Origin of the sequence: uncultured Anaerovibrio sp. (assembly GCA_902786545.1) — a bacterium.
GTDB lineage: Bacteria > Bacillota > Negativicutes > Selenomonadales > Selenomonadaceae > Anaerovibrio.
The window spans coordinates 1-10,983 of sequence record CADACU010000051.1 but is presented as its reverse complement, the minus strand read 5'-3'; the positions used below and the strand labels follow the sequence as shown (position 1 = coordinate 10,983).

At 43.4% G+C, this 10,983-nt stretch carries 12 protein-coding genes; 11 read left to right on the top strand and 1 reads right to left on the bottom strand.

Going from position 1 to position 10,983, the window contains the following annotated elements; genetic code table 11:
- The 10 genes from QZV24_RS09075 to folD all read left to right on the top strand — a co-directional run.
- The coding region (locus QZV24_RS09075) for a polyprenyl synthetase family protein (RefSeq protein WP_294523115.1) at positions 1–376 on the top strand (376 nt) is incomplete at its 5' end.
- A gap of 28 nt (positions 377–404) precedes the next feature.
- The gene (tatA, locus tag QZV24_RS09070) at positions 405–683 is read left to right on the top strand and encodes a twin-arginine translocase TatA/TatE family subunit (RefSeq protein WP_294523114.1); all 279 of its coding nucleotides are present in this window, start codon (positions 405–407) and stop codon (positions 681–683) included.
- A gap of 505 nt (positions 684–1,188) precedes the next feature.
- A complete protein-coding gene (locus QZV24_RS09065) occupies positions 1,189–1,347 on the top strand; it encodes a hypothetical protein (RefSeq protein WP_294523112.1) in 159 nt (52 codons plus the stop codon).
- Positions 1,348–1,518: 171 nt separating this feature from the next.
- Positions 1,519–2,670 carry a twin-arginine translocation signal domain-containing protein gene (locus QZV24_RS09060; protein WP_294523110.1) on the top strand — a complete coding sequence of 384 codons (1,152 nt, stop codon included), beginning with the start codon at positions 1,519–1,521 and terminating at the stop codon, positions 2,668–2,670.
- A 100-nt stretch (positions 2,671–2,770) separates the two neighbouring features.
- Positions 2,771–4,276 (top strand): S-layer homology domain-containing protein, encoded by a 1,506-nt coding sequence (locus tag QZV24_RS09055; RefSeq protein WP_294523108.1) that lies wholly within the window; start codon positions 2,771–2,773, stop codon positions 4,274–4,276.
- Positions 4,277–4,635: 359 nt separating this feature from the next.
- Positions 4,636–4,830: a twin-arginine translocase TatA/TatE family subunit gene (tatA, locus tag QZV24_RS09050; RefSeq protein WP_294523106.1), complete on the top strand. Its 195-nt coding sequence runs from the start codon at positions 4,636–4,638 to the stop codon at positions 4,828–4,830.
- Between the two features lie 2 nt (positions 4,831–4,832).
- Complete coding sequence (gene tatC / locus QZV24_RS09045) at positions 4,833–5,732, top strand: twin-arginine translocase subunit TatC (RefSeq protein WP_294523104.1); 900 nt, start codon at positions 4,833–4,835, stop codon at positions 5,730–5,732.
- A gap of 9 nt (positions 5,733–5,741) precedes the next feature.
- Entirely contained in the window at positions 5,742–7,202 is a 1,461-nt protein-coding gene (locus tag QZV24_RS09040) for a menaquinone biosynthesis decarboxylase (RefSeq protein WP_294523102.1), read from the top strand.
- Complete coding sequence (locus QZV24_RS09035; protein WP_294523099.1) at positions 7,195–8,067, top strand: 4-hydroxybenzoate octaprenyltransferase; 873 nt, start codon at positions 7,195–7,197, stop codon at positions 8,065–8,067. Before QZV24_RS09040 ends, QZV24_RS09035 begins: the two co-directional genes overlap by 8 nt.
- A gap of 16 nt (positions 8,068–8,083) precedes the next feature.
- On the top strand, positions 8,084–8,947 hold the full coding sequence (gene folD / locus QZV24_RS09030) for a bifunctional methylenetetrahydrofolate dehydrogenase/methenyltetrahydrofolate cyclohydrolase FolD (protein WP_294523097.1): 864 nt from the start codon (positions 8,084–8,086) through the stop codon (positions 8,945–8,947).
- Between the two features lie 53 nt (positions 8,948–9,000).
- Here folD and QZV24_RS09025 read toward each other — a convergent pair whose 3' ends face one another.
- Positions 9,001–9,192 (bottom strand): hypothetical protein, encoded by a 192-nt coding sequence (locus QZV24_RS09025; protein WP_290655072.1) that lies wholly within the window; start codon positions 9,190–9,192, stop codon positions 9,001–9,003.
- 107 nt (positions 9,193–9,299) lie between these two features.
- Between QZV24_RS09025 and QZV24_RS09020 the strand changes: the two genes are divergently transcribed.
- Positions 9,300–10,889 (top strand): DUF4127 family protein, encoded by a 1,590-nt coding sequence (locus tag QZV24_RS09020; protein WP_294523095.1) that lies wholly within the window; start codon positions 9,300–9,302, stop codon positions 10,887–10,889.
- The last annotated feature ends 94 nt before the right edge of the window (positions 10,890–10,983 follow it).

Sequence of the window (10,983 nt, the reverse complement as noted above, 5' to 3'; positions counted from 1 at the left end):
TTATGGTTATTCTGTGGGAATGGCTTTCCAGCTTACGGATGATTTGCTGGATCTCACTGGGGATGAGGCGACTATTGGCAAGCCGGCCGGCAATGATATCCTGCAGGGAATAATCACTCTACCGGCTATTCGTGCTCTGGAAATGAGTCCGGACCGGGATGAGCTGTTATCCATTGTTACTGACCGGAATATGACCCCGGCAATGTTGAGTCGGGCTTTGGAAATTGTCAAAGCTGCTGATGGAGTGGAATTTACCAAGGCAAAGGTGGATGAGTATCTTACCCGGGCTAAAACAGTACTGCCGGATAGTCTGCCGGAGGAGATCAGCAATTCTTATAAGATGGCTGCTGATTTTATTAGTAGACGGGAGTTTTAGTAATACTGCCCAGTAGTGGAGGATTGTTATGTTTGGTATAGGTGTTCCAGAATTGCTTATAATTCTGGTTATTGGGCTGATTGTTTTTGGTCCTGGCAAGCTGCCAGAGATTGGCCGGGGCTTGGGTAAGACCATACGGGAATTCAGAAAGGTTTCCAGCGGTATTATGGAGGATGAACCGGCAGCTGGTACATCAAAGCAGGAGGTTACCAATAAGGTGACTGAAAGCATTGAAGATAAGTCCTCAATTACTGTGGATAGCGTGAGAACAGCTGAAACATTGTCTGATGATGAGAAAAAAGAATAGGTATTTGTCGGAGACTGTTCGCTTTGAATATTTTCATAGGGCAGTCTTTTTTTTCTATTTTTTTGTTGGGGACAATTAAGGTGAAAACTGTGGTTTAGCAAATTTTATGAAAAATATTGTATATTTTATGGAGAAATAATATATAGCGTTGCTAAATACGAGAATAATAAGAGCATAAAACGTTAATGATATATTAATATTTTATGCATAGAAATGATAAGAATTGATTCATGCTAAAATATTTTAGCTTTAATTTGATAAATATTCCCCCTTCTCTACAGGTGAAGATAAAACTTTAGCATGTGGTGAGCATATGTCATACTACGACTGTGTACCAGAGGAAAAACTGATTGGGAATACTTTCTATACATAAGAGCCATGTAAAGCAAGATAACAGTTGAAGTTGAGCAGCTGTCTTTTACCTCCAATCTGCAACGTGGAGCAAGATCTTTAGGACGACATAAAGCTAGCGTTTGCGGCAAAATGCTCATTGAAAGTTGTTTCTTTGAAAGATGAACAATGGCGTAATGGTTATAAAATTTTAAAAAAGATAGGCTTTTACCTAGAGGGTGTCCACATTGTAGCTTTGATGGGACAGCCTCTTTTTTCTGCTTATTTTTGGGGATTTGTGGAAGAAGTTAATGACATTATTTTTATATTTTAGTGCTACTATTTATTGCATATTGGAAAAAGTGTGCTACAATATTACTGAATATAATAAATATATGAGCAAAAATGGTATTAAGTAATTGCTTAATATGAGCTAAAAATAATATTAATTACCTATTATTTGCTATATTGTGTTTATTATAATTATGAGAGAGGGGTTTTAAAGATGACACTAATGGACAAAAAGTTTGATCGCAGAAACTTTTTAAAGGCTTCTGCCGGTGCTGCCGCTGCAGTAGCGGTTGCATCTGTTCTGCCGAAGATGGTTCAGGCTGCACCGAAAAACATTCCAGTTGCGAAGCTGAAATTTTCCGAGGTACAGAAAATGACACCAACTGAGATGGCTAGACGTTCAGGTTTGCGTGAGGCTGGTTATACCTATCTGATGGGAAAGGCGCAAAAGGTATCTGACAGTAAGGTACGTGCTATCGCATTGGAGGGGTTAAGAAACCCGATGCCTATTATCTTGGAGAAATATCCAGATAAGGCCAGCAAGGAAGCATGCCGTCAGAAGCTTTTGGCAGCAGGCTATATAAAGCCAGAGAATACTATCGACGAGATATTTCCACCTCTTTTGACAAAGGATCTGCGGTTTTGGGATGCAGCTGGTGGCGGTTGGGGTGGCCATCATGCTTATCCATGCGGTCTGATTACTCATGTGGCTTCCGATATGCAAATCGCATTAGGTGTGTTCTCTATTTATGAGGAAACCTATGGTTATTCCTTGGACGAGGAATTGCTGACAAATGCAATTTTGCTGCATGATAATCTGAAGCCTTGGGTTCTTCAATGGAATGGAGAAAACCGTTGCTTGCCTGAAATAAATATTGCTGGAACGGGCTGTCATCATGTACAGGAAATTGCTGATGTAATGTATCGTAATCTTGATCCTGATTTGGTTATCACCTTGGCCGATTCTCACGAGCATCCGGGTTGGAAGTCACAGGAGGATCAAGTAGTAGGTTGGATAAAGGCTGCTGCCATCATTGCTGGTAAGGACCCGATTAAGGAAGGCTACCTTGACAAGAGCGGTGAGACTTTACCATTGCCACGCCGTCCAGAGGGCTTCCTGGTGCATTTAGGGGACCACGACTTTGTGCTGACTTCGCCTGTATCAAAGTGGGTTCATGCTGAATTACAGAAGATTGCTGCAAAGGATTATGGCCTTAGTGAAGCAGAACTGAAAGGAAAGAAGTACAACAATCTTCGTAATTATGTTTATTCTCAGGCCTCCGATATGCACCTTTATCAGACTTGGGTAAATGAGGGGCCTAAGGCACTTCGTGAGGCTATTTTGAATGTTGTTACTCCAGACTGAATACAAATGAAAGGCAATTTATTTTAAAAATTTGTTGCGTTTCTGAATTAAAAAGAATAATATACAGAATCTGCGACTATATTAGGAGAATTGATTGGAAATGAAAATGAAAAACAAGTTGAAAAAGAAAATATTGGCTGCATTAACAGCAGCACTATTTGTAGGAACCACTGGTACGACCTTTGCTGCTACAACTCCTTTGAGTGATGTACCGGCGGATCATTGGGCATATGAAGCAGTATCAGAGCTGGTTTCCGAGGGCGTTTTAGAGGGATATCCAGATAACACCTTCCGTGGTGGGCAGACAATGAGTCGTTATGAAATGGCAGAGATTGTTTATAAAGCCATGGGCAATGGCAATCTTAGTCCTACAGGCAAAAAGAATTTGGGTCGTCTTATCACGGAATTTCAGGATGAGTTAAACCGCATGGGTTTGCAGGTAAATATTGTTGTTAGCCGTTTGGATGATTTGGATGCAAAGCTGGCTAAAATAGATAAGAAGGTCGATGATCAGGAGATTCGTATAGGTAATGTTAAACTGAACGGCCAGATTCGATATGATTATATCCGCAAGAATTCCCATTCTGGAAATGATGGCAGCGGTAACAGTCGCAGCCAACGGGCACAAAGACTTATGCTTCGCCTGACTCCATCCATGAAACTCAATGAGCAATGGACAGGCCATGCCCGTATGGATTTCTCTTTGTCAACCAATTCTGGTATGAACAGCTCTGTCGGTGAAAAATCTGGTGCTTATGGTGAAAACTATCATGTATTGGATCAGGTATACGCTGAAGGTAAGTATGGAAAGACCAGCATCAAGTTAGGTCGTTTTGGTACATATGATCAATCATCCCATGGTATGATTCTTGATGATAACGTGACTGGTATTGAAATAACTGCACCGATAGCACCGAAGTTCAGTGTTCAGGCTACAGCAGGTCGTTACAGCTACGATCCAAACCGTACTACTAACGGTGATGGTGTTTTCGTCATTTCTGATAAGGCTGGCGGACAGGGAAGTGTATATTCCAATAACACTACCAATTACGCTGCGTTAGATTTGATGTATAAGGACAGGAAGTTTGGTATGGGTCTTGGTATCAAGAACTTCCAGGGTTATGATAACTTCAATCAGATGGAGCAGGGCGACCGTGGCTTGGATGAATGGGGCTATACCGAAAGTGATGGAACGACTCATCGTTTCTCCGGTGATACTATGCGGGTATGGTCAGTCGGTATGGATTATAGCTTTGATAAGCGTTGGCAGATTGTTGGTGACTATGGTCGTCTTATCAAGGGCGGTGACAATATGGATTCTGCTCACAAGACTGCATATAGTATCCAGCTCAACTACAATAAGGTAGACACGAAGAAGCCAGGCTCTTATAAGCTGTTTGTGGCATATCGCCAGCTGTCCCATGCTGCTACAATGGTTCCAACCTATCAGAACAGCCTCTACAGTTGGCAGAAGGGTTGGGATATAGGAATTCAGCTGGCACCAATGAAGAACACCAGAGCGTCGCTTTGCTATTTCCGTGGCACGAACTATGGAAATGGTTCAAATCAGTCTAGACTGTTCAGCCGAATTGAACTGTTATTCTAGGCAAACTGTAAAGCTGTATTGTCTTGAAATTTGATGAAAAATACCATCGATTATTACTAAAATAGTGGTCGATGGTATTTTGCTATATGAACTAATTCTATTTTAATGGGTTATGCACTCATTACTTTAGGAGGGGAGGAAAATAAGTTTCATTTTCTCAGTAGCTATATTGAGATTTATATTCCAACTGCGTTATAATAACGAATGATTTATCCTATGCTGACGTGTTCTAAGTCGTCAATATTCATGGACAATAAGTTTATTCCTGTAGTGTCTCCATTGAAGAAAGCTGTAATGAGCATAGGAGAATATTCAAAAACTGTTAGTCTTTAATGAAAAGAAAATTTGGAGGGGTTAGCATGTTTGGTTTAGGTGTTCCTGAGCTTATTTTGATTTTGATTATAGGTCTGGTTATTTTTGGACCGGGACGGCTGCCGGATATAGGCAAGGCCTTTGGCAAGAGTATAAGGGAGTTTAAGTCAGCCGAAAAGGGCGCTGATGACAAGAATACTATTGAAGCTGAAACTAAAGAAAAATCCAAGGATGAAGCCTGATTATGCAAGATGACGATTTGGAAAATTATGAAGGAATGACGGCAGAGGAAATTCTTGCTGCCCAAGCTCCCAAGATAGACAATATGGAAGACTATGATTCCGGCGAAGTGAAGGATTCCGCTGCAACAGGTACGGAGAAGGCCGGAACCGAAAATCATGATGATGAGCAGCAGACGGATAAGAATAGTGAACAAGAAGCCAAGGAAACAGATGATGACGGAATGTCGGTGATTGAGCACCTTACGGAGCTTCGTACCCGTCTTATTCGCAGTATTATTGCTATTGTTGTTTGCAGCTGTGGCACTTATTTCTTTGATGAACAGATAATGAATTTTCTGATGGCGCCAGCCGGCAAGCTGTATTTTATGCAGCCGGGGGAGGCTTTCTTTGCCTATGCCAAGGTGGTGCTGTTTTCGGGATTTTTGGTGGCCACACCGGTGGTATTTTACCAGCTGTGGCGCTTTTTTGTGCCAGCCTTTACCCGACGGGAACGGATGATTTTGGGGATATTGGTACCCAGCTCGGTGTTGCTGTTTTATATCGGGCTGGCGTTTTCCTTTTTCCTGATAGTGCCATTCGGTATAAAATTCTTTATGGGGATGGGCTCAGAGGATTTGACTCCATTGTTTTCGGTGGAAAAATATCTGGACTTTATTATCACCTTTTTGTTGCCTTTTGGATTGGCCTTTGAATTGCCAATTATCATAATAATTATGGCCCAACTGGGAATGATAACGTCTCAGCATCTGAAGAAATATTTCCGTTATGTATTTCTTATGTCCTTTGTAGTGGCAGCTCTGCTTACGCCACCGGATATTATTTCGCAGATTACTTTGGCCCTGCCGTTGACCGGGCTGTATGGACTGAGTTATTTTGTTGTTAGATTTATATTGAGAAAATAGGAGGTTATCATGGCCTTTAAAGACTTACGGGAATTCATAAATGAACTGGAAAGCCGGGGCTTGCTGAAGCGGATAAAAACCGAAGTGGACTGTGAACTGGAAATCACTGAGATAACAGATCGGGTGTCCAAGATGGAAGGGGAAAAGAATGTTGCCCTGCTTTTTGAAAATGTAAAAGGCTATGATATGCCAGTTCTGATGAACGCTTTTGGCAGCATGGAGCGAATGGCCATTGCTTTTGGTGTGGAAAAGCTGGATGACATTGGGGATGAGCTGCGGGAAATTTTGCGTTTGCCGTATATTTCCCTGGCCCATAAGACAGATTTGCTGTCCATTATTCCTACTGCCAAAAAGGCGATAAATTTTCCGAAATATGTGAAAAAGGCTCCTTGTCAGGAAGTGGTTATTACTGATAATCCATCTTTGGACAAGTTTCCGATATTGAAGTGCTGGCCACAGGATGGTGGCCGGTTTATTACCCTGCCATTGGTATTTACCAGAAATCCGAATACCGGGAAGCGGAATGTGGGGATGTATCGTTTGCAAAAATATGACAGCCGGACTACGGGTATGCATTGGCATATCCATAAGAATGGTGCAGATAATTATCGGGATACAAAGGCCAAGGGTGGCCAGCGCATGGAGGTTGCTGTTGCCATTGGTACGGATCCGGTGGTGACCTATGCGGCTACTGCACCGTTGCCACGGGATATTGATGAAATGGTATTTGCTGGTTTCCTGCGCCATAAATCTGTAGAAATGGTTAAGTGCAAGACCGTGGATGTGGAAGTACCGGCCCATGCGGAAATTGTCCTGGAAGGGTATGTTGATGTGGACGAAAAGCGTTGGGAGGGGCCGTTTGGTGACCATACCGGCTATTATTCCCTGGCGGATTATTACCCTGTATTCCATATTACTTGTATTACTCATCGAAAAGATCCGATATATCCATCTACCATTGTAGGCAAGCCACCAATGGAGGATTGCTTCCTGGCCAAAGCTACTGAGCGGATTTTCCTGCCACTTTTGCAGCAGATGATACCGGAGGTAGTGGATATCAATATGCCGTTGGAAGGGGTTTTCCATGACTGTATCTTTGTGTCCATAAAGAAAACCTACCCGATGCAGGCCAAAAAGGTTATGAATGCCCTGTGGGGTATGGGACAGATGATGTTCATAAAGATGATCATTGTGGTGGATGCTCATGTGGATGTACAAAATCCGAAGGAAGTCTGGTGGCGGGTGTTCAATAATATTGATGCCAAGCGGGATTTGGTAATGGTGGAAGGACCATTGGATGTCTTGGATCATTCTTCGCCAATGGCTAAGTGGGGAACCAAGGTGGGAATCGATGCCACCAAGTCATGGCCAGAGGAAGGACACACCAGGGAATGGCCGGATGAGATTGTGATGTCTCAGGATATCAAGGATATGGTGGATGCAAAATGGAAGGAGCTTGGTCTTGACTAACCCTAATTCATTTTGGCAAAAAATCGATGCCCATCTTAATAATGTGGCTTTTTATCAGACGGTGTTCTCGTTGCCCTTTGCCTATATGGCGGCTTTTTTGGCCGCAGATGGCAAACCGGATATTTGGGTGATGTTCTGGATTACCCTGACCATTGTGGCAGCCCGCAGTGCAGCCCTGGCCTTGGATAATCTTATAGATTTAAAATATGATGTGGATCAGCCCCGGTTTAAGGGGCGACCTATGGTAGCCGGCAGCATAAATAAAAAAGATGTTTATATCCTTATAGCATTGTGCTTTGCGGTGCTGATCGGTTCGGTACTGCAGCTGGATCCAATTTGCATAAAGCTGTTGCCGGTGGCAGCGCTGCCCTTTATTATTTATCCGTATATGAAGCGGATTACCTGCTTTTGCCACTATGTGTGCGGTGTGGCAGTAGCTATGGCTCCAGCCGGTGGTTGGGTGGCTGTGACCGGGGAGATATCCTGGCCGATGATAGTCCTCTGTGTGGCGGTAGCTTTGTGGATTGGGGGCTTTGATGTGGTTTATGGGGCTCAGGATGAGGATTTTGACAAAGCCCATGGACTTCATTCCATGGCCACTGCATTGGGGGCAAAAGGTGCTTTGTTGCTGGCCAAGATTACCCATATAGTTACCTTGGCGGTATTTATTTATCTGGGGATTTTATTTAATCTGGGCTTTATGTATTATATCGGTGTACTGGTATCGGCCTTTGTGCTGTATTATCAGCATCGGATTATTCATATAAGGGGCTTTGGTGCCTTTACCAGGGAATATTATATGCGCAATGGAATTGTATCAGTGGCCATTTTTTTATTTACATTGGCCAGTGTATATATGAAATAATTTGGAGAGTGGTAGCATGACGGCAAGATTGTTGGAAGGAAAGTTCTTTGCGGCAAAGCTCCGGGAGGAAGCCGGGCAGAGAGCGGCAAAATTAAAGGAAAAATACGGTATAACACCGGGATTGGCAGTAATAATTGTGGGAGAAAATCCTGCCTCCCAGGTATATGTACGGAATAAGCACAAGGCTTGCACTGAGCTGGGGTTTTACTCTGAAGCAGTGGAGCTGCCGGAAACAACCAGCCGCTCTGAGCTGTTGGCTGAAATACAACGGTTAAACAACGATGATAAAATTCATGGCATTTTGGTACAGCTGCCCTTACCAAAGGCGTTGCAGCCGTACGAATCCGAGGTGTTGGAAGCTATTGACCCGTTAAAGGATGTGGATGGATTCCATCCGGTTAATGTTGGCCGTCTGGTAACTGGTCAGAACGCACTTATACCATGTACACCACACGGATGTATAAGAATGTTGGAATTGGCGGATATTCCAATGGAGGGGGCCAATGCTGTAGTTATCGGCCGCAGTAATATTGTGGGTAAACCAATGCTGCATCTGCTTTTGGGCAAAAATGCCACAGTTACCATTTGTCATTCCCGGACCAGAAATTTGGCTGAGATAGTGAGACAGGCTGATATTGTAGTGGCGGCTGTCGGCAAACCAAAATTTGTGACAGCGGATATGATTAAGCCGGGCGCTACTGTGATTGATGTGGGTATCAACCGTATTGCACCTAAAAAATTGGTGGGAGATGTGGATTTTGAGGCTGTAAAGGAAGTAGCCGGTGCCATTACACCGGTACCGGGGGGAGTTGGACTACTGACTATTGCTATGTTGATGCAAAACACGGTAGCCGCAGCTGAACTCCAGTTAACAAAGTAATTTAAAAGCGCCAGAAGCGTGGTATGTGCTACGCTTCTGGCGCTTTCTGATTTTTATTTCACTTGCTTGGCGAGTTCTTTGATTTCCTCCTCAGTTAAATTGGTATAACTGAGAATTTTTTCCACAGGCTCGCTGTTGCGCAGCATCCGCAGAGCAGTCCGACGGTTTGCTGCATTTTCGCCTTTGATAATGCCTTTGGAAAGGCCTTCGTTATAGGATTCCATTAACTTTAATTCAATATTCATATAATTCACTGGTCCTTTGAAATGTTCTCTGTTTTTGTGGTTTTATATATTATACCATATTTGTGGTATAATTCTACATAAAGATTGCAGATGAGGGGAGACAGTATATGAAAATAAGGAAAATTATTTCAGTGATTTGTGCCGGAGTACTGTTGTTTACTGGTATGTGTATGATGGTGAATACGGGAGCGGCAGCTGTTTCGGATAAGCCGGCGTTGATTTTTGTGCCGATTGATAACCGTCCAATCACGGATTTGTACTCAGCCCAGACTATGGAACAGGCTGGCTATAAGGTGTTGGTGCCACCGGATGAATTGCTGGGTGGCAATGTAAATGAAGGCGATGTGGACGGTCTTTGGCAATGGCTTGACAAGGCGGCCCAAGAACCTGCTGTTGTGGCGGCAGTTATTTCCAGTGATTCCATGATTTATGGCAGCCTGGTCAGCAGCCGCAGACACAATATTCCAGCAGAAACCCTGAAGACCAGGGTGGAGAGGTTTCAGTCGTTTCATATGGCGCATCCATACTTAAAGCTGTATGTGTTTTCTTCGATTATGCGGACACCGGTTCAGGGGAGCGTAGGGGGCAAGGAACCGGATTATTATGTACAGTGGGGAGCAACTATTTTTGATTATTCAGCTCTTATGGACAAATCAGAAATGACTGGGTTGACTCCTCAGGAGCAAAAGCAGTTGGATTATGACCGGTGGAGTATTCCACAGGAAGTGTTATCTGACTGGCTGGGACGGCGAAACAAAAATTTTGAGGTGAACAAAGCGCTGATTGATATGTCCCGTAGTGGAACAATCAAATATTTTGCCCTTGGCCGGGATGATAATTCACCGCTTTCCCAGACCCATATGGAGGGGCGCAAGCTAAAGGAATACGGCAAGGATTTGGATTTTACCAAGTACCAGAATATGAACGGTATTGATGAAATCGGTTTATTGCTTCTTACCAAGGCATCAAACGATTACCGGTATAATCTGCCATTTGTTTTTATAGAATACAATACCGGTGTTGGGAAAAATACTGTTCCGTCCTATGCGGATGAAAAAATTGATAATACTGTGGATGAGTATATAAAATGTATCGGTGGCATGGAAGTTACTACACCGAAACGGGCTGATTTGGTGTTGATGATGAACAGTCCGCTGGATGGCAAAACCATGTATAGCGGAGATAAAACAAATGTTATGTCTGCTACTCCGCGCAGCAAGGCCTTCGCTGACCGTATTGAATATTGGCTGAATATGGGGAAAAACACCGGGGTGGCTGATATAACCTATTATAATGGATCCGATAATAGTCTTTGTTGCGCTCTGCGGGATAGGCGACTCCTTTATCGTCTGGGTTCATATGCCGGATGGAATACAGCTACCAATACATTGGGATACGCTTTGCCACAGGGTGTTTTGGCACCATCCATCGGTACTGCTGGGAAAAATGAGCTTCTCACTGTGCGCTATCTGGATGAGTGGGCCTATGAAGCCAATATTAGACAGGAATTGGGGCAGTACGCTGCTAAGTTTGGCCCAGATGCCTTAAAGACCAATTTGAACGATATTGAACTGCGGGGGAGTGAGTTACTGCAGCAGTTTGCCAGGAATAATCTGGCTGAATATCCAAAAGCCGCTCAATATACGATGACTTTGCCATGGCAGAGATTTTTTGAGAACAAGGTGGCAGCAAACTAAATTTATGGACATAAAAAGGGACAGCTTTTATGCTGTCCCTTTTCTGTTCTTGTTAATTTAAAAAGTATTCACGCATGGAGTCCAGTGAGATTTC

Bases quoted from the DNA above. Each gene is read 5' to 3' on its own strand.
- tatA (WP_294523114.1), top strand. From the start codon at position 405: ATGTTTGGTATAGGTGTTCCAGAATTGCTTATAATTCTGGTTATTGGG.
- QZV24_RS09060 (WP_294523110.1), top strand. From the start codon at position 1,519: ATGACACTAATGGACAAAAAGTTTGATCGCAGAAACTTTTTAAAGGCT.
- QZV24_RS09055 (WP_294523108.1), top strand. From the start codon at position 2,771: ATGAAAATGAAAAACAAGTTGAAAAAGAAAATATTGGCTGCATTAACA.
- tatA (WP_294523106.1), top strand. From the start codon at position 4,636: ATGTTTGGTTTAGGTGTTCCTGAGCTTATTTTGATTTTGATTATAGGT.
- tatC (WP_294523104.1), top strand. From the start codon at position 4,833: ATGCAAGATGACGATTTGGAAAATTATGAAGGAATGACGGCAGAGGAA.
- QZV24_RS09040 (WP_294523102.1), top strand. From the start codon at position 5,742: ATGGCCTTTAAAGACTTACGGGAATTCATAAATGAACTGGAAAGCCGG.
- folD (WP_294523097.1), top strand. From the start codon at position 8,084: ATGACGGCAAGATTGTTGGAAGGAAAGTTCTTTGCGGCAAAGCTCCGG.
- QZV24_RS09025 (WP_290655072.1), bottom strand. From the start codon at position 9,192: ATGAATATTGAATTAAAGTTAATGGAATCCTATAACGAAGGCCTTTCC.
- QZV24_RS09020 (WP_294523095.1), top strand. From the start codon at position 9,300: ATGAAAATAAGGAAAATTATTTCAGTGATTTGTGCCGGAGTACTGTTG.